Annotated in this window: 26 protein-coding genes; 13 read left to right on the top strand and 13 right to left on the bottom strand. The window is 67.7% G+C overall.

Annotated elements, in window-relative coordinates; translation table 11 throughout:
* Positions 1 to 2: 2 nt before the first annotated feature.
* The 4 genes from NCO8_RS23720 (at position 3) to NCO8_RS23705 (ending at position 5,510) form a co-directional block, all read left to right on the top strand.
* Complete coding sequence (locus tag NCO8_RS23720; protein WP_067642383.1) at positions 3 to 1,352, top strand: hemolysin family protein; 1,350 nt, start codon at positions 3 to 5, stop codon at positions 1,350 to 1,352.
* Positions 1,345 to 1,680 (top strand): cytidine deaminase-like protein, encoded by a 336-nt coding sequence (locus tag NCO8_RS23715; protein WP_067486711.1) that lies wholly within the window; start codon positions 1,345 to 1,347, stop codon positions 1,678 to 1,680. The genes NCO8_RS23720 and NCO8_RS23715 overlap by 8 nt, the downstream gene beginning before the upstream one ends.
* On the top strand, positions 1,673 to 2,578 hold the full coding sequence (gene era / locus NCO8_RS23710) for a GTPase Era (RefSeq protein WP_067642314.1): 906 nt from the start codon (positions 1,673 to 1,675) through the stop codon (positions 2,576 to 2,578). Before NCO8_RS23715 ends, era begins: the two co-directional genes overlap by 8 nt.
* 91 nt (positions 2,579 to 2,669) lie before the next feature.
* Complete coding sequence (locus tag NCO8_RS23705) at positions 2,670 to 5,510, top strand: ABC transporter substrate-binding protein (RefSeq protein ID WP_067642382.1); 2,841 nt, start codon at positions 2,670 to 2,672, stop codon at positions 5,508 to 5,510.
* Between the two features lie 91 nt (positions 5,511 to 5,601).
* Here the strand turns inward: NCO8_RS23705 and NCO8_RS23700 are convergent, their stop codons facing one another.
* Entirely contained in the window at positions 5,602 to 7,026 is a 1,425-nt protein-coding gene (locus NCO8_RS23700) for an amidase (protein ID WP_067642313.1), read from the bottom strand.
* A 149-nt stretch (positions 7,027 to 7,175) separates the two neighbouring features.
* On the opposite strand from NCO8_RS23700, the gene NCO8_RS23695 reads away from it, so the two are divergent.
* From NCO8_RS23695 to NCO8_RS23675, 5 genes are all read left to right on the top strand, one after another.
* Positions 7,176 to 8,042, top strand: coding sequence for an alpha/beta fold hydrolase (locus tag NCO8_RS23695; protein WP_067642312.1), 867 nt, complete (start codon positions 7,176 to 7,178; stop codon positions 8,040 to 8,042).
* Entirely contained in the window at positions 8,029 to 8,631 is a 603-nt protein-coding gene (locus NCO8_RS23690; protein WP_067642311.1) for a TetR/AcrR family transcriptional regulator, read from the top strand. Before NCO8_RS23695 ends, NCO8_RS23690 begins: the two co-directional genes overlap by 14 nt.
* A 63-nt stretch (positions 8,632 to 8,694) precedes the next feature.
* Positions 8,695 to 9,465 carry a DNA repair protein RecO gene (gene recO, locus NCO8_RS23685; RefSeq protein WP_067642310.1) on the top strand — a complete coding sequence of 257 codons (771 nt, stop codon included), beginning with the start codon at positions 8,695 to 8,697 and terminating at the stop codon, positions 9,463 to 9,465.
* Positions 9,466 to 9,584: 119 nt separating this feature from the next.
* Positions 9,585 to 10,397 carry an isoprenyl transferase gene (locus NCO8_RS23680; RefSeq protein WP_067486738.1) on the top strand — a complete coding sequence of 271 codons (813 nt, stop codon included), beginning with the start codon at positions 9,585 to 9,587 and terminating at the stop codon, positions 10,395 to 10,397.
* Between the two features lie 74 nt (positions 10,398 to 10,471).
* On the top strand, positions 10,472 to 10,825 hold the full coding sequence (locus NCO8_RS23675) for a hypothetical protein (RefSeq protein WP_243749936.1): 354 nt from the start codon (positions 10,472 to 10,474) through the stop codon (positions 10,823 to 10,825).
* A 3-nt stretch (positions 10,826 to 10,828) separates the two neighbouring features.
* Here the strand turns inward: NCO8_RS23675 and NCO8_RS23670 are convergent, their stop codons facing one another.
* A complete protein-coding gene (locus NCO8_RS23670) occupies positions 10,829 to 11,572 on the bottom strand; it encodes an LGFP repeat-containing protein (protein WP_067642309.1) in 744 nt (247 codons plus the stop codon).
* Between the two features lie 117 nt (positions 11,573 to 11,689).
* Positions 11,690 to 12,292 carry a TetR/AcrR family transcriptional regulator gene (locus tag NCO8_RS23665; protein WP_067486747.1) on the bottom strand — a complete coding sequence of 201 codons (603 nt, stop codon included), beginning with the start codon at positions 12,290 to 12,292 and terminating at the stop codon, positions 11,690 to 11,692.
* Between the two features lie 102 nt (positions 12,293 to 12,394).
* Between NCO8_RS23665 and NCO8_RS23660 the strand changes: the two genes are divergently transcribed.
* Positions 12,395 to 13,360 carry a hypothetical protein gene (locus NCO8_RS23660; protein WP_067642308.1) on the top strand — a complete coding sequence of 322 codons (966 nt, stop codon included), beginning with the start codon at positions 12,395 to 12,397 and terminating at the stop codon, positions 13,358 to 13,360.
* A gap of 205 nt (positions 13,361 to 13,565) precedes the next feature.
* Here NCO8_RS23660 and NCO8_RS23655 read toward each other — a convergent pair whose 3' ends face one another.
* Positions 13,566 to 14,672 (bottom strand): Fic family protein, encoded by a 1,107-nt coding sequence (locus NCO8_RS23655; protein ID WP_067642307.1) that lies wholly within the window; start codon positions 14,670 to 14,672, stop codon positions 13,566 to 13,568.
* Positions 14,673 to 14,728: 56 nt separating this feature from the next.
* On the opposite strand from NCO8_RS23655, the gene NCO8_RS23650 reads away from it, so the two are divergent.
* Both NCO8_RS23650 and NCO8_RS23645 read left to right on the top strand, forming a co-directional pair.
* Complete coding sequence (locus NCO8_RS23650; RefSeq protein ID WP_067642306.1) at positions 14,729 to 15,235, top strand: hypothetical protein; 507 nt, start codon at positions 14,729 to 14,731, stop codon at positions 15,233 to 15,235.
* Positions 15,236 to 15,423: 188 nt separating this feature from the next.
* The gene (locus tag NCO8_RS23645) at positions 15,424 to 15,726 is read left to right on the top strand and encodes a hypothetical protein (protein ID WP_157105058.1); all 303 of its coding nucleotides are present in this window, start codon (positions 15,424 to 15,426) and stop codon (positions 15,724 to 15,726) included.
* Positions 15,727 to 15,731: 5 nt separating this feature from the next.
* Here the strand turns inward: NCO8_RS23645 and NCO8_RS23640 are convergent, their stop codons facing one another.
* From NCO8_RS23640 to NCO8_RS23600, 9 genes are all read right to left on the bottom strand, one after another.
* The gene (locus NCO8_RS23640) at positions 15,732 to 16,490 is read right to left on the bottom strand and encodes an ESX secretion-associated protein EspG (protein ID WP_067642304.1); all 759 of its coding nucleotides are present in this window, start codon (positions 16,488 to 16,490) and stop codon (positions 15,732 to 15,734) included.
* A complete protein-coding gene (locus NCO8_RS23635; protein ID WP_067642303.1) occupies positions 16,477 to 17,793 on the bottom strand; it encodes a hypothetical protein in 1,317 nt (438 codons plus the stop codon). The genes NCO8_RS23640 and NCO8_RS23635 overlap by 14 nt, the downstream gene beginning before the upstream one ends.
* Positions 17,790 to 18,170, bottom strand: coding sequence for a hypothetical protein (locus NCO8_RS23630; RefSeq protein ID WP_084457416.1), 381 nt, complete (start codon positions 18,168 to 18,170; stop codon positions 17,790 to 17,792). Before NCO8_RS23630 ends, NCO8_RS23635 begins: the two co-directional genes overlap by 4 nt.
* 11 nt (positions 18,171 to 18,181) lie before the next feature.
* On the bottom strand, positions 18,182 to 18,730 hold the full coding sequence (locus NCO8_RS23625) for a DUF3558 domain-containing protein (RefSeq protein ID WP_067642301.1): 549 nt from the start codon (positions 18,728 to 18,730) through the stop codon (positions 18,182 to 18,184).
* A gap of 112 nt (positions 18,731 to 18,842) precedes the next feature.
* A complete protein-coding gene (locus tag NCO8_RS23620; RefSeq protein ID WP_067642300.1) occupies positions 18,843 to 19,343 on the bottom strand; it encodes a hypothetical protein in 501 nt (166 codons plus the stop codon).
* The gene (locus NCO8_RS23615; protein WP_067642299.1) at positions 19,340 to 21,142 is read right to left on the bottom strand and encodes an alpha/beta hydrolase; all 1,803 of its coding nucleotides are present in this window, start codon (positions 21,140 to 21,142) and stop codon (positions 19,340 to 19,342) included. The genes NCO8_RS23620 and NCO8_RS23615 overlap by 4 nt, the downstream gene beginning before the upstream one ends.
* On the bottom strand, positions 21,142 to 21,435 hold the full coding sequence (locus NCO8_RS23610; protein WP_245655473.1) for a hypothetical protein: 294 nt from the start codon (positions 21,433 to 21,435) through the stop codon (positions 21,142 to 21,144). Before NCO8_RS23610 ends, NCO8_RS23615 begins: the two co-directional genes overlap by 1 nt.
* An 85-nt stretch (positions 21,436 to 21,520) precedes the next feature.
* Positions 21,521 to 21,964 (bottom strand): Fur family transcriptional regulator, encoded by a 444-nt coding sequence (locus tag NCO8_RS23605; protein ID WP_067487122.1) that lies wholly within the window; start codon positions 21,962 to 21,964, stop codon positions 21,521 to 21,523.
* A 5-nt stretch (positions 21,965 to 21,969) separates the two neighbouring features.
* Positions 21,970 to 22,320 (bottom strand): ArsR/SmtB family transcription factor, encoded by a 351-nt coding sequence (locus tag NCO8_RS23600; protein WP_067486782.1) that lies wholly within the window; start codon positions 22,318 to 22,320, stop codon positions 21,970 to 21,972.
* A gap of 188 nt (positions 22,321 to 22,508) precedes the next feature.
* On the opposite strand from NCO8_RS23600, the gene NCO8_RS23595 reads away from it, so the two are divergent.
* On the top strand, positions 22,509 to 23,909 hold the full coding sequence (locus tag NCO8_RS23595) for a glycine--tRNA ligase (protein WP_210740697.1): 1,401 nt from the start codon (positions 22,509 to 22,511) through the stop codon (positions 23,907 to 23,909).
* Positions 23,910 to 23,923 lie beyond the last annotated feature (14 nt).

The raw sequence follows: 23,923 nt of genomic DNA, 5'->3' as shown, positions 1-23,923 counted from the left end.
CGATGGTGCAGATCCTGCTCGCCATCGGGCTGATCGGCCTCGGTGGTGTGTTCGCGGGTGTCGACTCGGCCCTCAATACCGTTTCGCGCGCACGGCTCGACGACATGGTCCGCGAGGAACGGTCCGGCGCCGCGCGCTTGCGCCAGATCGTCGACGACCGTCCCCGCTACGTGAATCTGATGGTGCTGCTGCGCATTCTGTGCGAGATCAGCGCCACCGTACTGCTGGCCGCCGCGACGCTGGAGCTGTGGAGCCCGACGACGGCGCTGCTGGTCACCGCCGCCTCGATGGTCGTCGTCTCGTATGTGGTGATCGGGGTCGGCCCGCGCACCCTCGGCCGCCAGCACGCCTATTCGATCGCGCTGGCCGCGGCCGTCCCGATGCAGATCATCGGTGCGGTGCTGAGCCCGGTGAGCAGGCTGCTCATCCTGCTCGGTAACGCCATCACTCCTGGTAAGGGTTTCCGCAACGGTCCGTTCGCGTCGGAGATCGAGCTGCGCGAGGTGGTCGACATGGCGCGCGAGCGCGGCGTGGTCGCCGACGACGAGCGCCGCATGATCCAGTCGGTCTTCGAACTGGGCGACACTGCCGCTCGCGCGGTGATGGTGCCGCGCACCGAGATGGTGTGGATCGAAAACGACAAGACCGCCGCCCAGGCGATGTCGCTCGCGGTGCGTTCCGGGCATTCGCGCATCCCGGTGATCGGCGAGAACGTCGACGACGTGCTCGGTGTGGTCTACCTGAAAGATCTTGTGCCCTATGCCGATCGCGCCCGCAAGGTGACGGTGCGCGAGGTGATGCGACCGGCCGTGTTCATCCCCGATTCCAAACCGCTCGACGCGCTGCTCGACGAGATGCAGCGCCGCCGCAACCACATGGCCCTGCTGGTCGACGAATACGGCGGCATCGCCGGGCTGGTCACCATCGAGGACGTGCTCGAGGAGATCGTCGGTGAGATCGCCGACGAGTACGACACCGACGAGACCCCGCCGGTGGAGGACCTCGGTGAGGGCCGCTACCGCGTGTCGGCCCGCTTGTCGGTGGAGGACCTCGGCGAGCTGTACGGCCTCGACATCGAGGACGAGGACGTCGACACCGTCGGTGGCCTGCTCGCCCACGAACTGGGTCGCGTCCCGCTGCCGGGTTCCAAGGTGACCGTGCACGGCCTGGTGCTGCGCGGCGAGGGTGGCGCCGACGCGCGTGGGCGGATGCGGGTGAACACCGTGCTGGTGCGCCGCGCGGCCGACAAAGAGAAGAAGACAGACAAGGCCCGCAACGGCAAGCCCGACGAGGCGCAGGCCGAGACCGACCCGGTGACAGTGCCCGCAGACAATGGAGAGACCGATGAGTGAACTCGACGCAGAGGACAACAAACTGCTGGTGCTGGCACGGGGCGCGCTCGGCCGTACCGGTGGTGCGAGCGGCGCGGCGGTGCGTGACACCGACGGCCGCACCTACGCCGCGGGTGAGGTGACCCTCGCCGCCCTTCGCCTGACCGCGTTGCAGGCCGCGGTGGCCGCCGCGATCTCCAGTGGCGCCGAGGGTTTCGAGGCGGCCGTGGTGGTCGGTGCGAGCGGGGAGGACGCGGGTATCGCGGCGATGCACGAGGTGTCGCCCGGTGCGACGGTGATCCACACCGATCGTTCGGGTGCCGTGCTGAGCGAGGTGCGCGGTGGCTGACACCGAATTCCGTTCCGGCTTCGTCTGTTTCGTCGGCCGCCCCAATACCGGCAAGTCGACGCTGACCAATGCCATGGTCGGGTCGAAGATCGCGATCACCTCCTCGCGCCCGCAGACCACCCGGCACACCATTCGCGGCATCGTGCACCGTGAGCACGCCCAGCTGATCCTGGTCGACACCCCTGGTCTGCACCGCCCGCGCACCCTGCTCGGTCAGCGCCTCAACGATCTGGTGCGCGACACCTACTCCGAGGTCGATGTGATCGCGCTGTGCATCCCGGCCGACGAGAAGATCGGTCCCGGCGACCGCTGGATCGTCGAGCAGATCAAGCAGATGGCGCCCAAGACCACCGTGATCGGGGTGGTCACCAAGATCGACAAGGTGGGTCGCGACGAGATCGCCCACCAGCTGATGGCGCTGTCGAAGCTGCTCGGGCCCGAGGCCGAGGTCGTTCCGGTCTCGGCGGTGAAGGGCGAACAGGTCGAGGTGCTCGTCGACGTGATCGCCTCGAAGATGCCCGAGGGACCGGCGTTCTACCCCGACGGCGAGATCACCGACGAGCCCGAGGAAACCCTCATGGCCGAGCTGATCCGCGAGGCCGCCCTCGAAGGTGTGCGCGACGAACTGCCCCACTCGCTGGCCGTGGTGATCGAGGAGATCGAACCCTACGAGGCCAACGAGGACATGCTCGAGGTGCATGCCCTGCTGTATGTGGAACGGCCGAGCCAGAAGGCGATCGTCATCGGCAAGAACGGTTCTCGCCTCAAGGAGGTGGGCACCAATGCCCGCAAGCAGATCGAGCACATCCTCGGCACACGGATCTACCTGAATCTGCACGTGAAGGTGGCCAAGGACTGGCAGCGCGACCCCAAACAGCTGGGGAAGCTGGGCTTTTGACCGTTTGCGTGTCGGCGGTTCGGGGTATCGTTCGGCGAACACGCCGATTGTGATCGGCGTTGTTCGCTGATCACCCGGGGAGGCTGTGCACGTGCCCGATGCCAACGATGTCGGCAAGCTGCTGGAACTGCTGCGGGCACTGGAGATCCCCGACACCCGCCCCCGGGTGTGGCGCACGCTGGTGCACGGCAGGCGCACGCTGCCGCGCCCGATCGTCGAGATGGTCGGTTTACAAGGCCATACCGCGTTGGTCAACGATCTCTACAGCTGGTTGGGGGAGTCCGGCGGCAGGCGGGCCACCCCACGCGCCAGGATCGACCTGCACGCTCCCGATCTGCCGCCCACCCGGCTGAGCCCGGATGTCAACGCGTTCAACGCCGGTCCGCACGCCGACGACCAGGAGATCCCGGACCACTGTCTGCCGATCATCCAGCAGCTGGTCGCCGGTTTCGCGACCGACGACACCGCGATGGGCGCGATCAAGTTCCCGCGTTACCGCACCGCCGACTGGCTGACCAGACAGCGCGTCACCTCCGACGAATCCGAGGCGCCCGACGAACTGCGCAGGCGCCTGCCCAAGCTGCTGCGTAGTGGTTCGTCCGCCAACCGTGCCGACGCCACCGAAGGCGCAGCGGGCGGCATGATTTCGAGCGTGGTCTTCGCTGTGCTGGCCCTGTGGCCGGTGCTGCGCCTGTGGTTGTGGGTGTCGGGGCGTATTCCCGGCATGTCGAAGGTGACCCGCTGGTTCCTGCACCAGCGCTACCTTGCGCCGGAATTGTCCGGCAGTTTCCTGGGTTTCGCCGCCCGGCTCACCGCCTCGCACCGGGTGGACGAGAACGAGGAACAGGTCGCCAAGCTCCTGATCCACGCGTTCCTGGAAGACCTGCGCGATGCGTATCGCCGCCGCATCTGGCGGCCGTCGAGCTGGCGGCGCACCGCCTACCCGGTTGCCCTGCTCGGTGGTCTCACCGAGGGCGGTGACGGTGCGCGCATCCTCACCTGGATCAACGAGATCCGCAACGAGACGGGACTTTTCGATCCGCTGGTTGTCGTCGCCTTCCGCGACGAAGGGCCGACGCGTGAGGTGGGTGAGCTGTCGAACATCAGCGATCTGCGCACCCTGCGCACGCTGGAAAGCCTCGCCGATCAGCCGACCGCGCAGCCACCCGACCCCCTGCAGACCTGGATCAGGGAGATCGACAGCAGGCGCACCCACCGCCAGGCCGACGCCTGGTTCCTGCCGCTGCGCGCGCTGATACCGCCGGATTCCACACCGCGCGTGGGCGATCCGCGTTTCCGCGGGCAGTCGTTACCGCCTGCCCCGCCGATGGCCTCGCGCAGCTGGTTCGTCGGTTTGTGCGTGCTGATCCCGATCGTGCTGGCGGTGGCCGCCGCGCTGGTGTACTTCCCACCACTGCGCGGCGCCTCGTGCTCGCACTGGCCGTGGACGGGTGGGGTGAGCGTCAGCATGGTCGACGGCGAATGCGTCGGCTACAGCGACAACGTCGCCCAGACCTTCGCCGACGACCCGGAACTGTCGGCCATGCAGCGCGAGGTGTTCCGCCTGAACGAGGCGGCCGTCGATGCGCGCGAGAGCAACCCGAACCGGCCGCTGATCTCGCTGGTCTATTTCGCGGGGCTCAGCTACGTCGATACCAATGTGCGCTACCCGCACGCGCAGGTCGAGGAGCTGGCCGGGCTCGCGGTGCAGCAGCGCCGCGCCCTGCTCGCCTCCGACGAGTCGGAACCGTTGCTGCGGATCATCATCGCCAACGGCGGTTCGGATATGCGCCATGCCCGGTGGGTGGTCGAGAACCGGCTGCGTCCGCTCGTCGCCGACGACCCGAGCGTGCTCGGTGTGGTCGGCATCGACCGCAGCACCGACGAAACCCGCAAGGCCATCACGCGGTTGGGTGAGCTGGGCGTGCCCGCGGTGGCGACCACCCTGTCGGCTGACGGGCTGGAGCAGGCGTCGCCGCTGTATTTCCAAGCGGCGCCGAGCAATTCGGTCCAGGCCAGGTTGGTCGCCGACTACATGCAGGGCGCGCGCGCCGCCGACGGCACCCCGCGCTACGACAAAGTCACCATCTACCACCCCGAGGCGCCCGACGACCTGTACGTGACGACCCTGGTCGAGGACCTTCAGCAGGAGCTCACCGAACGCGGTGTGACGCACCGGAGTACGAGCTGGCGCGCACAGCAGGAGCTCTACGGTCTGCCCGCACCGTGCGAGGCGGAGTCCTTCGACCGGCGCGAACTGCTCTTCTTCGCGGGCCGCAACGACGACTTCCCGACCTTCGCCAAGGCCCTCAGTCGCGGTTGTATCAGCGGTGACGGACCGGCGCTGCTCGGCAACGACGCGGTGACAAGGCTGATCACCGATCCGCGCGCGACCATCGCCCTGCCGGCCAACCTGACGGTGCGCTACGTGGCCAAGGCGGCGCCGGTGATGCTCGGCGGAGCCGACTGCGTGAAGGGCGTCGGCAAACTCGGTGACCGGCCGGTGCCGTTCGAACACGAACAACTGTGCGCCGAGCTCGCCGGTCTCATCGAGGACCTGCGCGCCTATCCGGACATGGCCGAATACCAGCCGACGTGGGCGGGGGACAGGACCGGGCTGGCATTCGACGTGAGCGGGTTGTTCCTGCAGGCAGTACGTGCCAGCCGCGGTGTGCTCGGGGACCAGCCGCCGAATCGGACGGCGATCGCGGTGCAGTTGCGCGAGGCCGACTATCGCGGTGTCACCGGCACATTGGGCTTCTCCACCAAACGAGTCGCCGACGGGTCGTCGATCGCGGTGCTCGTCACCACCGCGGTGGGCGGGGGCGGACCGCAGCGTTGCCTGATGATGTTCCCTCGCCAACCCGGCCAAGACGGGTGCCCGTCCGGAACCAAGAGCGATCTCGAAAACTGGCGCGAACCGGGCCGGTAGTGCGCCCGCAACTTCTGTCTGCTCATCGTTCTCGGCGGTGCGAGCGGCGCCGAACTCCACGACCGCTGGTGGGCGAGCGCACCTCTGTGAGTCACCACCACGGTGTCGGCCGGTGCCGATCCCAACGCAGCTCCGATTCCAGTTGCGACGCAACGGAAATCAGTAGTGGTTCGGTGTTCGCCGTGCCCATCAGTTGCGCGCCGATCGGTAGTCCGGTCTCGGTGAAGCCCGCGGGTACGTTCACACTCGGCCAGCCGAGGACGTTCCACGGCCACGTATACGGGCAGGCGCCGGTGATGAGGGCATTGGTCGAGCTCGTACCGATGCCGTCGATGTCCTCGGCATGCGGCGCGGGGGTAGCGGTGGTGGGCGCGAGCACCAGGTCGTAGTCGTCGAAGAAGCCGCCGATTCTTCTGTGCAGCAACGGTTCCAGGCGGCGGGCGGCGAACAGGGCAGGGCCGTCGAGTAGTCGTCCGATGCGCGCGTTGGCGGTGGTCCGTGGGTCGACGACGGCGCCGGGCATCGTGCGGTGCACCCGGCTGATCCCGGCCAGCGAACGCGGCAGGAACGACGCTCCGATCAGCAGACCGTAGTGCAGATCGGCCACGGTCACCGTGTGTCCGAGCCCGCGCAGGGTGCCCGCCATCGCGTGCACGGCGGCCGCGATCTCGGGATCGAGTGCGGTCTTGGTCGCGGTGAACGGAATCTCGAGCGACACAGCGATTCTCAGCTTGCCCGGGTCGCGGCCGACGGCGGCGCGCGCGTCGATCAGGGCGGGTGTGTGCAGGTCGCCCTCGTGCGCGCCGGCGGCCACGTCGAGCAGCAGAGCCGCGTCGGCCACTGTGCGGGCCAGCGGTCCGTTGACGGTGAGCCCGTGGAACGCCTCCGGCAGCGGCCAGGTGGAGATCCGGCCGCGCTGCGGTTTGATGCCGACCAGATTGGTCCACGCCGCCGGGATTCGCACCGAACCCGCGCCGTCGGAACCCAGTGCGGCAGGGACCATTCCGGCCGTGACCGCCGCCGCCGAACCGCCCGAGGAACCACCCGGCGTACGGGTGCGGTCCCATGGATTGCGGGTGTGCCCGAAGGCCGCGCCGCTGGTGAACGGCAGCTGGCCGAGTTCGCAGGTGTTGGTTTTGCCGACGATCACCGCGCCCGCCGCGCGTAACCGGCGCACCGATTCGGCGTCCTCGGTGGCGGGCGGGAATTCGCCACCGCAGCCGAAGGCGGTGGGCTCGCCGGCCACATCGGTGTCGTCCTTGACCGCGACGGGCACCCCGAGCAGCGGTAACCGGACACCGGCGGCCAGCCGCGCGTCGGCCTCGGCGGCCTTGCGCAGGGCGGCGGCCCGGCGCACCACCCGGAACGCGTTGAGTGTCGGCTGCGACACCTCGATGCGGTCGAGTGCGTCGGTGACGGCGGCGACCGAACTGGTCGTGCCGCCGGTCAGGGCCGAGGCGAGTTCGGCGAGGCCGAGGTCGGCCGGTGGCGGCGCGATGCGGTCGGGCGCGGACATCTGAACTCCGTCTCTGCAGGTAGTCGCCTCGACGCTATCCCTCAACTGGTCACTCGTCCACATACCCTAGGTGGATATTTCCAGCCTAGACATACATACGGTATGTATGTAACAGTGGTTGGGCCAAGCTTTCGATCAGGGGAGGACCCATGGGAATCAGCTCAGCACTCGGCCCGGCGCACGACCTCACGCTGTCGTCGGGCCGCATCCGCTATCACGACACCGGAACGGGATCACCGGTCGTCTTCGTCCACGGCCTGCTCGTCAACGCCGATCTGTGGCGTGGTGTCGTTCCCGGCCTCGTCGCGGCCGGACACCGCTGCCTCACACCCGACTGGCCGCTCGGCTCGCATTCGATTCCGATGCCCGACGCCGACCTCACGCCCGTCGGCCTGGCCGACCTGATCGCGGAGTTCCTCGACGCGCTCGACCTCACCGACGTCACGATCGTCGCCAACGACACCGGCGGTGCGCTCACCCAGATCCTGATGACCCGCCACCCGGAGCGGATCGGCCGCGTCGTCCTCGCCGCCGTCGACTGCTACGAGGTCTTCCCGCCGCAGCCCTTCACGACCCTGGTCCGCCTGACGAAGATCCCGGGCGCCATCGCCGCGTTGCTCGCCCCGTTGCGCTGGCGGCCCGCGCAGCGACTGCCGCTCGCCTTCGGCTGGGTGACCAAACACGCACTGCCCCGACCGATCGCGGAGTCCTACCTCGGTCCCGCCCGGCGTGATGCCGGGATCAGGGCGGACCTGCGCCGCTTCGCCGCGGGCGTGGACGCCCGGCACACCCTGGCGGCCGCCGAACGATTCGCCGAGGTCGACCTGCCGGTCCTCGTCGTCTGGTCCACCGAGGACAGGCTGTTCCCGATATCGCTGGCCCGTCGGCTGGTCGCCGACCTGCCGCGGGCGAGCCTGCGTACCGTCGACGATTCCTACACCTTCCTGCCCGAGGACCAGCCGGAGTTGCTCGCCGAACTGATCGTGGAGTTCACTCGGCTGCATGCAGCGCCGTAGTCAGGAGGACCGCTCCCGCACCACCCGCGCCGCGCTCGAGCAGGCAGGCCGTGACCTGTTCGCCGAGCGCGGCTTCGCCGGTACCTCCGCCGAGCAACTGGTGGCGGCCGCCGGCGTCACCCGCGGCGCCCTGCACCACCACTACGGCGACAAGCGCGGGTTGTTCCTCGCGGTGCTCGAACAGATCGAGACCGAGGCGACGGCCGAGATTGCGAGCGCCATCGACGCGGCCGACCCCGGCGACGTCGTCGCGGGCATGACGGCCGGTCTGGCCTGTTTCCTCGATATCTGCGGCCGCCCGGAGATGCTGCGCATCGTCCTCATGGACGCCCCTACGGTCCTGGGCTGGCCCGACTTTCGCGAGTTCGAATCCCGGCACGGGCTCGGCCTGATCACCGCCGAACTCCAGCGCGCCGTCGACTCCGGCATCGTCCCCGCTGTCCCGGTCCCGGTACTCGCGCAGCTGCTGCTCAGCGCGATCACCGAAGCCTCGCTCATCGTCGCGCACGCCGAGGACCCCGACCGCGCCCGCGCCGAAACCCAGCAATCGCTGCTGCTGCTCATCACCGGCCTGCTCAGGCCGAGCTGACCGCTTGGAGGGGAGTGCCGTGTCCGTGGACGCGGTGTCGGGGCGACGTGGAAGACTGGGCGCGTGCGGTTGTATCGGGACGAGGCGGTGGTGGTCCGTCAGCACAAGCTGGGCGAGGCCGATCGCATCGTCACGCTGCTGACCAGGCAACACGGGCTGGTGCGCGCCGTCGCCAAGGGTGTGCGGCGGACCAAGTCGAAGTTCGGTGCCCGGCTCGAGCCGTTCGCCTACATCGACGTGCAGTTGCACCCGGGCCGCACCCTCGACATCGTCACCCAGGTCACCACCGTCGAAGCGTTCGCCGCCGACATCATCGACGACTACGGCCGCTACACCACCGCCTGCGCGATCCTCGAGACCGCCGAGCGTCTCGCCGGTGAGGAACGCGCCCCCGCCCCGAAACTGCACGCGCTCACCGCGAGCGCTTTGCGTGCCATCGCCGCGAAACAGCGCCCCCACGAGCTGATCCTCGACGCATACCTGTTGCGCGCCATGGGTTTCGCCGGTTGGGCACCCGCGCTCGACGAATGCGCCCGCTGCGCGACCCCCGGCCCGCACCGCGCCTTCCACGTCGCCGCCGGTGGCGCGGTGTGCGTGCACTGCCGCCCACCCGGCGCGAGCACGCCCGCCGCGGGCGTGCTCGACCTGCTCGTCGCGCTGCTCAAGGGGGAGTGGACCTACATCGCGGAGGTTCCCGACAATGTGCGCCGCCAGGCCAGCGGTCTGGTCGCCGCCCATCTGCAGTGGCATCTGGAACGCCAGCTGCGCACCCTGCCGCTGATCGAGCGCGGTCGCGTCGAACCCGGCGCCGCGACGGCCGGTCGCGCGGGCTGAGAGTCGGAGGGCGTGCGGGGCTCGGTGACGGATCGGGCATCGACGGGGGAGCCCGTGTTGTCGTGTGGTCCGGCCGCGATGTCGGAGCCCGTGCGGAGTGCGGCGGGGGATCAGGCAGGATGGAGGCCGTGATCCTCCGTCGTGACCCCGCCGCTGGGAGCAGCTCGACCCGCACCGTCCGTCCGCCGTCGCAGCACCCCTCCGGTGCCCGCCCGCCCGCGATTCCGCCGGAGCTGGTGCCCAACCACGTCGCGCTGGTGATGGACGGCAACGGACGCTGGGCTCAAGAGCGTGGTCTGCCGCGCACCGCGGGCCACGAACGTGGCGAGGCCGTGCTCATGGACGCGGTCGAGGGCTCCATCGAGATCGGTGTGAAGTGGCTGTCGGCCTACGCCTTCTCCACCGAGAACTGGCGCCGCAGCCCCGACGAGGTCCGCTTCCTCATGGGCTTCAACCGCGACGTGATCCGCCGCCGCCGCGACGAGATGCACGAGATGGGTGTGCGGGTCCGCTGGGCCGGGCGCCGACCGCGCCTGTGGCGCAGCGTCATCAAGGAACTCGAGGTGGCCGAGGAGCTCACCAAGGACAACGACGTGATGACGCTGACCATGTGCGTCAACTACGGTGGCCGCGCCGAAATCGCCGACGCCGCACGCGAAATCGCGCGCCGGGTTGCGGCGGGGGAGATCGACCCCGAGAAGGTCGACGAGTCGACCGTCGCCCGCTACCTCGACGAGCCGGACATGCCCGATGTGGACCTGTTCCTTCGTCCCTCGGGTGAGTTCCGCAGCTCCAACTTCCTCATCTGGCAGGCCGCCTACGCCGAATTCGTTTACCAGGACACGCTTTTCCCCGACTTCGACCGGCGTAACCTGTGGGCCGCGTGCCTGGAATACGCCAAGCGCGACCGCCGTTTCGGTGGAACCAAATGAGCGACGGAGCCGACATGGACGCCACGGTCACCCCCGAACTGGACCTGCAGGCGCGCACCGGCGCCTGCCTGCAGATGCAGGACATCGACGTGCGCGTGGACGCCGACGGTTCGCTCGGTTTCGAGTACGACGGCGCGCTGTCGTCGATCCGCGCCGTCACCCTGGCGCCGGGCCTCACGGTCCTGTCGATGACCTGCGTGCTGGCCTGGGACCGACCGCTGAAACCGCAATTGCACAAGCGGGTCGCCGAACGCAATGCCGAGATCCAGTTCGGTTCGGTCACGCTGATCTCGCGCGGCAAGCTGGCCGACATCATCCTGCGCTACACGTTCCCGGCCGAGGGTCTCGACGATCAGGCCCTCACCACCATGCTGCTGCTCACGCTGTCCGGCGCGAGCAAGGCCCGGCAGGGCTTGCTCGCGCCGTAGCCGCTAGCCGGCCGGCTTCCAGGTGATCTTGCCGCCCTGGAAGTCCTGGGCTTTACCGCCCTGGTAGTCGTATTCGTCGCTGGTCGGGTAGCCGTAGCGGCCGTTCTCGGCGCCCGCGCGGATCCAGTCGGCCTGAATGCTGCCCCATACCGCGTGCGCGCCGGTGGTCGAGGACCAGTAGATGGCGCCGGTGGGGAACATGGTGAACTGGCCGTCGGCCTTGCCCGCCTCGGCCACATCGGTGAGCGGGAAGCCGAGCGGGCTCGACTCCCAGCCCAGCGCCGCCCACTTGTCCTTGATCGGGCCGCTGATCTGGTGCGCGCCGGTGCCGACGGACCAGTAGATCGAGCCGCGCTGGAAGTGGTTGAACCGGCCGTTGCCCGCCGGGGTGGACAGTTCGCGGGTGACGGGGTAGCCGAGCGTCCCCGACTCGTTGCCGAGGGCCGCGTACTTGTCGCGGATCTGCCCCGCGACGGTGTTGGCGTTGGTGTCGGGGTGCCAGTAGATCGCCGCGTTGTTGGCGAAGGTCTGGTACTTGCCGCCCGCCGCCGCGTCGGCCTCCGGGCCGGTGGGGTCGCCGAGTGCGGCGCCGCCCACCTGGTCGTATTCGGTCTCGATCGCACCGCCCACCTCGAATGCGCCGATCATCCTCGCCTGTGCCGTCCCGGCGGCGGCAGCGGCTGCCACGGTGACGGCGGCCAGGACGGTCAGGCCGCGTGTGCGAAGCGTTCGTCGGTGAAGTGCCACAGGAAACTCCCTGGTCGGATCGATATCGGCGATGTCCGGCGCACGGGACCCCCTCCGGTGCCGCCCCCGAACCTACCCCGAACGTGCCGGTCTCAACAGTGAGGTTCCCGACAACAGCTACGGCCGCGGCCCGGGAAGCATCACGTCGACGCCGCGCGCGAAATCCTCCGGCGTCACGTCGTCGAGCAGCAGATGCTGGAGGATGAAACCCGGTAGGAGGCCGATCAGTGTCTTGGCGAGGGCGTCGACATCGGTGTCGGCCGGTACCCAGCCGAGCTCACGCATCCTGGTCGCGTACTCGACCCACAATTCCCGCATCCCCGCGATCGACTCGCGCACCGGGATCGCGGCGGCATCGGGCTGGACCATCGCCAGCGCCCACACCTGCGGTGCGAGCCGCAGCGGACCGTCCGGGCCGCTGCGCGCGACGATCTCGCCGGTGAGCATGCGAACCACCTCGGCCGGGGTCGGTGGTTCCTCTGCCCTGATCTTGTTGGCCAGCAGCTCGCGCAAGGGTCCGAGGGTGCGTGCGACGAGCGCCCAGATGATCTGGTCCTTGCTCGCGAAATACCGGTAGACAGCGCCCGCCGACATGCCCGATTCGGTGAAAACGTCCTGCATGGATGTCTCGTGGAAGCCCTTGCGGGCGAAGCACAGTTGCGCGGCGTCGAGGATCTGCTGCCTGCGGCGTTCCAGGTGTTCTTCGCTGACTCTGGGCATGCCTAAAAGTAAAACGAATACTCGTTCTTGACAAGCGAGCGGGGGTGCTGTCATCGTTGAGACAACAAAAAGAACGAACATTCGCTTTTAGGGAGAAATGCCATGACGATCACCCGCCGAGCGGTCGGTATCGGGCTCGCGGCCACCCTGCTGCAGGCTCTGATGCTGATCGCGTTCGCCTGGCCCGCTGTCAATCTCGCCCCTCGCGACCTCCCGATCGCCATCGCAGGCCCGCAGGCCGCACAGGTCGGCCAGCAGTTGCAGCAGCGCAGCCCCGACGCGTTCGAGATCACCACCCTCGCCGACGCGGACGCCGCCCGCACCGCCCTCGCCGACCGTGAGGTCTACGGCGCGATCGTCACCGGTGGCGGCGCACCCCAGGTGCTCGTGGCCTCCGCCGCGTCACCCGCTGTCGCCCAGCAGCTCACCGCGCTCGCCCAGCAGTTCGGCGGCGCCACTTCCGTCCCGGTCCAAGACGTGATCGCCTCGGACCCCGACGACCCACGCGGCGCGGGCTTCGGCGCGATGGTGCTCCCGCTGGTCATGTCCGGCATCGCCGCGGGCGTCCTGCTCACCCTGGCGGTCTCCACCCTCGGTGCCCGCCTGGCAGGCCTTGCCACCTTCGGCATCGTCGGCGGCCTCCTCAGCGCCCTGATCTTCCACACCTGGCTCTCGATCGTCCCCGGCTCCTACCTGGCCCTTGCCGCCATCGCCGCCCTGGCCTCCTTCGCGGTAGCCGCGACCATCGTCGGCCTGGCCGCCACCATCGGCCGTGCGGGCATCGGCCTCGGTGCCCTCCTCATGCTCCTCATCGGCAACCCCTTCTCCGCCGCCACCTCCGCCCCCGAACTCCTCCCGCAGCCCTGGGGCAGTCTCGGCCAGCTCTTCCCACCCGGCGCCGCCGCCACCCTGATGCGCTCGACCGCCTACTTCGACGGTGCGGGAGCCACCTTCCCCCTCGCCATCCTCCTCACCTGGGCCATCGCCGGAATCGCCCTCCTGGGCCTGGGTGCCCTCCGCACCCGCCAGCCCCACCCCACCGAAGCCCGCCAACCCGTCCCCGCCTGACCATCACCAAAGATGCTCCGCGCGAAGACCTTTCGCGTGGAGCATCTTTGGTGTAGGTGTGTGGAGTGCCCTGGCGATCAGCAGTAAATCGGCTGAAGGAAATTGTCGGTGAATCATGCACGTCTCCGTGAAGCTTTTCGCAGCGTTGCACCAATTCGCCGGTGGCGATCCATCCCCGTGTGACCGTACGGCGGGGCCGGTCCGGCTAAGAGAGTTCGTATGAGGTGCTTCGGCCGCTCGACGGGGAGCGATGCAGGATCCCGTAGTCGATGAGTTCGTTGATGTCGCGCAGGGCGGAGGCTTGGGAAGTCTTGGTGATGATCGCCCATTTACGGGAGGTGAGTTTCCCGTCGAAACCGTCGAGTATGCGGTTGAGCATGGCGATCTGACGGACGTTCAGCGGGGTGCTGTGCCATGTGCGCCAGAAGGTGGCCTTCGCGAGCGCGGCGTCGATTGTTTTGTCCGCCTGAATGATCGACTGGTGGAGGGCATCGAGAAACCACGAGAGCCAGCCGGTCACGTCGAGGCTTCCGCGCTGGGTCTTTTCGAGGACGGAGTAGTAGTTCTTGCGGTCGCGCTGGATCTGGGCCGAGAGACTGTAGAAGCGGCGGGGGCTGGATTCGGACCTGGCGAGGGCGAGGTCGCCTATGGCACGGGCGATTCGGCCGTTTCCATCATCGAACGGGTGGATGGTCACGAACCACAGGTGCGCGAGTCCGGCTTTCAGGATCGCGGGTTCGGCTGTGTCCGCGTCGAGCCATTCCAGGAATCGGCGCATATCGGTATCGATGCGCGTGGCCGGTGGCGCTTCGAAGTGGACGCGCTGTTTGCCGTACGGTCCAGAGATCACCTCCATCGGGCCGGTTTCGTCGGTACGCCAGTCGCCGACGCGGATCCGTGAAATACCCGAATATCCGGTGGGGAAGAGCCCCGCGTGCCAGCCGAACAGTCGCTCGGCGGTCACGGGTTGTTCGTAGTGGCGAGTGGCATCGAGGATCATGTCGACGACACCGTCGACCTTCCGGTCCGACAGGGTGGCGGCACCGATGTCCACACCGAGTCTGCGTGCGATGGACGACCGAACCGACACCGCATCGAGTAACTCGCCCTCGATGGCGCTCGACTTCACGACGTCGGCGGTGAGGGCCTCGAGTCCAGCACGTTCCTGTGTCAGGTCGTCGGTCTCCGCGAGGCGACCGTGCAGGCGACCTTGAGCGAGCGCGACGGCTGCTGTCGGCTTGGCCAGCAGGGCAGCGTCGTACGTGAGGCGGGGCCAATCCGCCGCCTCCCAGATGTACGTGCTGCCTGCCATGCAGCGATTCTACTCCTATTCGCTGCAAATTATGAAGCGAATAGGCTGTGTAATCGTTGCACGACGAATCCGCCGCCGGTGCGCCGCGCACGGGTGCTCGCGAGGCGCCCCAGCGCAAGCTGTGCTGCAATGACGGTGTGCCCGAGGAAGATCGTGGTCGCCCCACCTACGGAGCCGCCCCGCTTGTCGTCGACGGTCGGGAAGTCCGCGACCTCGACGAGCTGAGCGACCGTGAGTTTCTGAATCTCTTCGGCAGGGCCCCCGGGATGTACATCGGGCGGACCACGCTCCGCGGGGTGACCGGTTTCCTGAACGGCTACGACTTCGGTGCGCGACGTACCGGCGGCCAAGGTCTGAAAGGCTTTCGGGAGTGGTTGATGGCGAACTACGACGTGGCATCGAACTTCACTTGGGAAGCGCAGATCACGGACTTGGCCCTGCCCGATCGGGAGGCAGGCGCTCCGCTCACGCAGGCGCAAGAGGAGCGCGTGATTGCAATGACGCTCGAACTACTCGATGTGTTCCTCGCCGAGCGTGAGGCGGCGTCGTCGGGGCGCCAGTAGTACACGTTTCGGTCCGCCTGGCACACAGGCAACTTCTCTCCAGGGAGGATTGTGCGGCGATATCGGGTGTTACTCCGTAGGCCACGATCCGAAAGCTTCTTCGCTACCTGGCGGTCATCCGAAGATAGCCTGTGTCAATGCCTTTCGGGAATTGAGGGTGTCCCGCTCGGGTGTGAGAGGATGCGGATATGTTCGAAGCATTGGGTAGTTTGATTGCGTTCGCGCTGGTTTTCGGGGGGATCATTCTTGTGATCGTGAAGGTGTCGTCGGGGTCTCGGCGGCCGCCTGTCCGTGGTGGGATGCCGCCGTATTACCCGGGGCAGGTTCCGCCGATGGGGCAGCAGTTTCCGCAGCAGGGGGCGTACCCGCAGCAGGGGATGTATCAGCCCCAGCCCGGGTATCAGCAGTACCCGGGGAATCCGAATGCTGTGCAGCAGGGTTACCCGCAGCAGCCGGGATATCCGCCGCAGGGGATGCCGCCTCAGCGGTAGAGAATTCAGGGGTTGGGGCCGAATTCCTGGTGGTAGCGCTGGGCTCGGGTGAGCATGCGGTGGATGCCGGCGATCATTCGTGAGGTGGGGAGGGGTTCGGCGATGATGGGGTCGCCGGTTTTGACGTAGTAGCGGCCGTCGGGATAGTCCATCCACCAGAAGCTGCGGGCGGGGGTGGGGCGGGAGTCGAGGGCGGGGCCCGCGAGGGCGGAGATCTCGCCGACGGCGTGGCGGGGGCGGTTGAAGATCCGGTTGAGTTGTTCCAGGGAACTCAGGCGTCCCGCGCGGTATTCGAAGTGTTCCTCTTCCTCGGCGAGACGTTCGCGACGCACCTCGACGGGCGGTTTGGTCCCGGGCTTGGTACGGGGAAGGGCCGCGACGGTCAGGGCGGCGACCTGATCCGCGGTGCAACAGGTGAGAACGACATCGCTGCCGGTGTCCTCGGCGGTCCCCGGCGCCTGGGCGAGGGTGGCGCCGGCCCGGCCGCGGATGGCGCCGTGGAATCGGATGACGTCCGAGACGTCCTGGCCGACATAACCTTTGGACTCGACCCTGGCATCGGGTACGAGCAGCACATCGATGGCCTGTTCGATCGCCGGATCGTATTTGGCGAGCAGCTTTTCCACGGCTGCTTCACGGTGGCGTTTCAGTTCGTCGAAATCGGCGATGTCGGTGCGGTACTGGAGTGGGTAGGGGAGGCGGTCGCGGCCGTAACCGGACCAGAGGATCTCGAATTCGATGCCGGTGAACTCAACTCGGTGCACTGTCGTGGTCTCCGCCGATCACTGGGGGCACGGTTTTGATTCCGTCGGTTCCGATCAGCAGGTCGCCGTTGTCCTGGTTGATCAGGTAATCGGGAATGCCTTTGGTCCGCTCCTCGTCCGAGCCGCCGCCCCTGGCACCAGGCGCGCCCATGGCGCCCATCCCGGGTGCGCCGCGACCGCCGCCTGCCGCCGCGCCTGCCCGTGACCCGGCGGCGGCAGCTGCGGCAGGGGAGTGATTGCCGGGGCTCGACTTGCCCGGTGATGCGGGACCGCCTGCTGCCGAGCCGCCGCCACGGCCGGCGCTGCTGCCGCCACCTCGGGCACCGTTGCTCCCGCCACCGGGCCCGGTCGCTCCGGGAGCGGTCACGCCGGGCCCGGTCGCCGTCGGGGAACCGGTGGACGGGGCCGAAGAGGACGGCGTGCTGGATTGCGATGTCGCCGTGGAACTCTGCGCGGTGGTCGAGCCCGGGTCGGTGGCTTGCGGTGTGGTGGCCGCAGGATCGGAATTTGGGTTCTCGGTAGTCGCCGGGGCGTCGCCCGCGCCGGTGTCCTCAGGGCTGTTGCCTGCCGAATCTTCGGGAGTGTCACCGGTATTCGAACCACCACCGCCCTCGCCGGGACCACCGGGGCCGCCGCCGTCGCCTGCGATGACCGGCGCGGTCGGGAGGAAGGGCACCCCGACATCGGCCTGCCCCGCCACCTGGCTGTAGACGGTGCGCAGAATCCTGCGCGCCTCCTGCGTGGCTTCTTCGCGATTGTGATCGTCGACCTTCATCACCCCCTCGGCAGGCAGCGTCTTACCGGTGACATTCTCGCGCTCGGTGAGCCCCGGCATCAATGCCTGCGTCTGCTCGATGCCGGTGCGCATCTCGGTGAGCTTCCAGCTGATCGCGGTCGCCGCCTGCGACAGCGGGATCGACCGCTCCGAGTAGTTGTTCACCGCCGCGACCGCCGCCGACGCCGCCGCACCGGTCCACCCGCCGCGCCCGTTGGCGCCGGTGACGGTGCGGGAGAACTCCTGATTGAACTTCAGGAAGGTGCCCATCAGATTCATGCCGATATTCGCCCAGGCCGTCACGGCGTCGTCGACCAGGCGGGGTTTCATCGCGGCGACCGCGGCCTGCATCTGTTCGAGCGACATGCTGTCGTAATTGTCGGGGGTGGTGATGTGCGGCGGCTGCAGGTCACCGTCGAAAATGGTGGCGTAGTTGCCGTCGGCATAGCTGGCGTAGATCTTCGACCGTTCGATGTTCCACTGTTCCTGCGCGGCGATCACTCTGCTCTTGTAATCCTCATACGTCACAGGTGTTCTCCCGTCGCGGAGATCTGGTCGCCGGCCGCCTGGTCCTGGGCGACGAAATTCGCGATCGCCTTGGCGACGACCTCTTTCGCGGTCTGGACGACTTCGATGTGTTGCCTGAGCACAGTGTCCAGTGCTCGGTCGCCACCGGATGCGGTCAGCGAGAATTTCTTCTCTAAGATCGCGCTGGAATCGAAGGAGCCGAAGCCGGTGATGCGCTCGACGCGCCCGACCATCAGGAACACCTCTTCCAAGCGAGAGATGTGGTCGTCGCACACACGATCGAGGTCGCGCCCGACCTCCGGATCGAGCATCAACTGACCCGCGTCGGCCTGTGACTTCAATTGACTCCACTGAGCAGGATCGATACCGAGAACCATGCTGCCACCCGTCAATTCGCCGGGAGGTACTGAACCAGGGCGGCGCTGATCCGAGTCACCTCAGCACAAGGCTCCGGCGGATTCTTGGCGGAGACCCGATTCTGCAGATGGAAATCGACGGAGCCGTCGGGCAGTTCGACGCTCACATAGCAAGCGAGATCGCTCGCCGCGCCGACCGGCCGAAACTGAAGGGCTTTACGTCCTCCGACCGTCACGTCGGTGAAGTCGGTGTACTTGGTTGTCTGATTCCGGGACTCGGTCAGGGTGTGCTCGGACGACATGAGCGCCAAGCTGTACAGGTTCGCGGAGTCCTTCCACTCGCACACCTTCCACCCCGAAAAATCCACCCCCGCAACATCCTTCTTCTTACTCCCCACATTCAACCCCACCCCACCGACCGCCGAATCCGGCAGCGAACACGGATCCCACACCTTCGCCTCGGCATCCACCGAGGTAGGACTGGCCGCCACACTCACCTGACTCGGCTGCGGAGTGGCCGCCCCTTGCTCACTCCCGCACCCGGCGACGACGAACCCCACCGCCGCCACGACCCCGACCATGCCCGCACCCCGTCGAACTGCCATGTCTGTCATCCCTCCCGCAGAACCGGTACCGTGCACGACGTTCCCGCGATCGTAGCCACTGTTGTCTCCACTGCGACACCCCGAAGTCTCACTCGGCCGCGCACGGTGAGGTGGACGCCATGGTGAAGCGCACCTCCTGTTTGTCGGGTCCCACCCGGCTGCGCGACGACGACACCGAGAACCCGCGCGCGTCCCGGTAGTACCTGCTCACCGGGTCCGCATCGGGGTTCTGACTCGGCACGAGGGTGAACCCGCGTGCGGTCATCGCCTCGAGATTGGCCATCGCCCGGTCGATGAACTCCTGTGGAGGATCGACCTGTTCCCGCTGATATCGGGGGCGCCAGGGCGGGCCGTCCATGCTGATCGAGTCCATCCTGCTGCGGCACCCGGTGCTCGTGTCGACCGCCGCCGGGTCGATGGACAGCTCCTCCGGCCAGATCAGCTCGAAGTTCTCGGCCACGATCGGCTTGCTCTGGGCAACGGTCAGCCCCGAGCGCCGCATGATGTCCTCATTGGTCGGACCATGTTCCTCGACCAGCGAGCACCCCGCGAGCACCAGCGAAACGGCCAGTACGGCAATGAGTCTCATCGGATCTCGATCCGGGCGCCGAGCTGCGGATTGTCGGTCACTCGCGGGTCGGCATACGGGTTCTCGATATCGAGGACGGCCTGCGCGGTGGCGGCGCGGCCGGCGTCGAACGCTTCCTTGCCGCCGTTGCCGTTGTCGCCGAGACCCACATCCACCCAGGGGGTTTCGATGCCACGCTCCACATAGGCGGTGGCGTCCGTTCCCGCGATGACGCCGACGATATTGCCGAAGGCGGTCGATCCGGGATCGTCCCAGTACTTGCCGTGGCCATCGGTGCCGAATACGACCTCACCCGCACGCGACGAGCTGTCGCCGTAGTAGCCGGTGTCGAGCCGGATCACCCCGGGAACCTCGTCGGGGTCGCCGCCGAGGACGTCGGAGGCGTGCGGATTGCCGGGCAGGCGCAGGCCGGGGAGGCTGAGCCCGGCATCCGGGTAGGACTGGACAACGCCGATGAGGTCGCCGGGCGCGGTCATCGAATAGCGCTGCACATCGGGATTCGGGTTGTTCCACCCACCTTCGAACACGCCGGTTCCCGCCGACGACGCGTGCAGGATCCGGTCGGCCCGCAGCCCGAGTTGCTCGGCGGAACCCACCACCGACCCGCCGTAGGAGTGCCCGACGTACGTCACGGGCGTGCCCGGCGCGTGGCCGCTCACCTCCCGATCCACTTCCCGACCGAACTCCACCAGTTTCGGCGCCATCTCCGCGGCGAACGACGGGCTCGGCGCACCATCGGACAGGCTGGTGAGACTTTGCGGAAAGTCGCCCTCCATGTAGAGGAAGATAGGCCCGCCGGTCCGGTCGGCCAGGTTCCAGGCGGCCACATGATTCGGCCCGGACGCATTGAGGTTGGTGCTCGTGCCCGGCACGTAGACACCGACGCCGGGTACCCCGGATCGCATGCTGCCGAGCATCTCGATCATCCGCCCGTTGCCCTCGGTGCTGAACATGACGAACTTACGGTCGACCATGCCCAGCGCCGCGGCCGAGACGGTCGCCTCCGGATCCGGGATCGGCGACAGCATGGCTTCCAGCTGGCCGACCCGGGCCGCATCCGGCACCGGATTTGCTTTCTCCCTGGTGAGCGCGTTACGGATGTTGATCTCGTTCGCCTCGACCCGCATCGCGAACGGCACCCCGTTGAGGTTGCCGAGGGTCTCCGGCGCGGCGATCACCAGCTGACGCTGGACTTCCGGACTCAATCCGGCCAGGAAGGCGGCGCGCTCGTCGGGCGACAGCGCCGCCAACCGTGTCGCCACCGCGTCAGGGTCGTGCATCGAGCCATCGGCGAGCGCAACGCTGGGCTGGCCATCGCGGATGGCGACCAGATCACCCACCGCCTCGCGCAACCGACCACCGAACACGGTGTCGAGGCGTTCGATTTCGTCCAGCCCGCTGCGCAGGTTGAGTTGGAAAACCCCTGCGGCGCCCTCTTTTTCGGGCTCCGTATGGCTCACGGCACCGTCGGCCGAAACCGTGAACCCCTGCGACACGGCGAGGTTCTTCTGTTCCAGCACATACGTTTTCGCGTGCTTCAGACCTTGACACACATCAGCGGCGTCGTCGGCGATGCGCAGCAGCACCGTCCGCACCTCGTACCCGTGATCGACTTCCTCATCGATGCGCTGTGTGGCCGCGTCCTTGGTCCGGCCGTGCCAGCTTTCCGCCGCCGAGAGCGCGCGCGAACAATCGTCCACCGAGGTGGACAGCAAGTCGGCGTTCGCGCGGGCAGCCTCGCCCGCCCGGTGCACAGCGTCGAGATTCCAGGTGTCGAGCTGGGGGATCGTCGGCCGCATCAGCGCGGCTCCAGCTTCGTGATCTCGGCGGCGGTCGCGCCGTCGGCGGCCTCGATGTCGGCCGAGAACTTGTCGAGCAGATCGGCCAGCGCCGAATACCTGGTCGCGATCGAGGTCATCGCCTGGCGCGCCGGATCGGGCACACCGCGCAGCACGGCGAGCACATCACTTCCCTCACCGGTCGCCTCGTTCATCACCGCCCAGCTCAGCGCCTCGACCGCCCCGGCTTCCTGACGCCAGCTGGCCGCCATCGCCGTCAACTGCCCGGGCTCGACCCCCAAGAATCCACTCACGAGATCCCCTCCTCCGCTACCGCGCCTCGTCGTTGTGATGGTTGGACGGGGCACGCGGAGCGAGGGTTCCATCCTGTGATGTGAGTCACACAGAGGCGGACTCGCTGTTCTCGGCGGCGGCGCGCACGCAGTCGCGGCAGGTGCCGAAGATCTCCAATGTATGGCTCACCTGGGTGAAGCCGTGCTCGCCCGCGATCGCCTCGGCCCACGCCTCCACGGTGGGGCCTTCCACCTCGACGGTGCTGCCGCACTGCCTGCACACCAGGTGGTGATGGTGACCGCTCGAGCACTGGCGATAGACGGACTCGCCGGAATCGGTACGCAACACGTCGACCATGCCCGCGTCGGCCAGCGACTGCAGGGTGCGGTACACGGTGGTCAGGCCGATGCCTTCACCGCGTTTGCGCAGTTCGTCGTGCAACTCCTGCGCCGAGCGGAACTCGTCGATATCGCCGAGCAGCGCCGAGATGGCACTGCGCTGACGGGTGCTGCGAACGCCGACCTGCTTGCCGGAGTGGTTGTCTGCCAACGGTTTCACCCTTCCTCGGCATGGGCGACGGCATCGACGACGATGTGCGCCAGATGATCGTCGACGAGTTCGTAGAGCACCTCGCGACCCGAGCGTTCCCCGTGTACGACGCCCGCCGATTTGAGAATGCGCAGATGCTGGCTGACCAGCGGCTGGGTGACCCCGAGCGCGTCGACCAGCTCGTGCACGCAGCGCGGTGACTCGCGCAACTGGAGCACGATCGCGATCCGCACCGGGGCGGCCAGGGCGCGCAGCAGCTCACCCGCGTCCTCGAGTACCGTGCGCGCGGGCACCGGCGCGGGCGGCAGGGACTGATACGGGCTGTGCTGGTGCGCAGGCGCGGCATCGGTGGTCATCAACCAACTCCTTAATGGAAACCGATACCATTTTGACATGCAGAAGTGCGCATGTCGAATGTGGCACACGCGGCATCGGTCGGCTGCTGCAATCTCGCTGGACTGGGCCGGATACGCTGGACCAAATGTGTTCAGTAAGCCATACATGACGTAAAGCAAGGTTTACCGAACAAACCGACTCGCAGTGGATGGAGAAATCTCGCGTGGCACCCAAGTCGAAGGTGGACACCGTTGCCAACCTCGCCAAGCGCCGGGGTCTGGTCTACCCGTGCGGTGAGATCTACGGAGGCACCAAGTCGGCGTGGGACTACGGTCCGCTGGGCGTGGAGCTGAAGGAGAACATCAAGCGGCAGTGGTGGCGGACCATGGTCACCAGCCGCGAAGACGTTGTCGGCCTGGACTCCTCGGTGATCCTGCCCCGTCAGGTCTGGGAGGCCTCGGGCCACGTCGCGACGTTCTCCGACCCGCTGGTCGAGTCGCTGCACACGCACAAGCGCTACCGCGCCGACCACCTCCTGGAAGCCTACGAGGAGAAGCACGGCCGCCCGCCTGCCAACGGCCTGGCCGACATCAACGACCCCGAGACCGGCCAGCCCGGCAAGTGGACCGAGCCGAAGAACTTCTCCGGCCTGCTCAAGACCTTCCTCGGCCCGGTCGACGACGAAGAGGGCCTGCACTACCTGCGCCCCGAGACCGCGCAGGGCATCTTCGTCAACTACAAGAACGTCGAGACCACCGCGCGCAAGAAGCCGCCGTTCGGCATCGCCCAGATCGGCAAGAGCTTCCGCAACGAGATCACCCCCGGCAACTTCATCTTCCGGACCCGCGAGTTCGAGCAGATGGAGATGGAGTTCTTCGTCAAGCCCGGTGAAGACGCCGAGTGGCACAAGTACTGGATCGACACCCGCCTGGCCTGGTACACCGACCTCGGCATCGACCCGGACAACCTGCGCCTGTTCGAGCACCCGAAGGAAAAGCTGTCGCACTACTCGGCAGGCACCACCGACATCGAGTACCGCTTCCGCTTCCAGGGCAGCGAGTGGGGCGAGCTCGAGGGCATCGCCAACCGCACCGACTACGACCTCAAGACGCACTCGGAGCACTCGGGCACCGACCTGAGCTTCTTCGATCAGGCCTCCGGTGAGCGCTACATCCCGTACGTCATCGAGCCCGCGGCCGGTCTGACGCGTTCGCTGATGGCGTTCCTGGTCGACGCCTACGCCGAGGACGAGGCCCCCAACGCCAAGGGCGGCGTCGACGTGCGCACGGTGCTGCGCCTGGACCGCCGTCTGGCGCCGGTCAAGGCCGCGGTGCTGCCGCTCTCGCGCAACGCCGACCTCACCCCCAAGGCGAAGGACCTCGCCGCACAGCTGCGCCGCAACTGGAACATCGACTTCGACGACGCGGGCGCCATCGGCCGCCGCTACCGTCGTCAGGACGAGATCGGCACCCCGTTCTGCATCACGGTCGACTTCGACACCCTCGACGACCAGGCCGTGACGGTCCGCGAGCGCGACTCGATGGCCCAGGAACGCATCGCCCTCGACCAGGTCGAGTCCTACCTCGCCGCGCGCCTCATCGGCGCCTGACCCATCGAAAGCCC

Source organism: Nocardia coubleae NBRC 108252 (assembly GCF_001612805.1).
GTDB classification, from domain to species: domain Bacteria; phylum Actinomycetota; class Actinomycetes; order Mycobacteriales; family Mycobacteriaceae; genus Nocardia; species Nocardia coubleae.
Note: the sequence above shows the minus strand (reverse complement) of the source record. Positions and strands in the feature narration are given on the sequence as shown.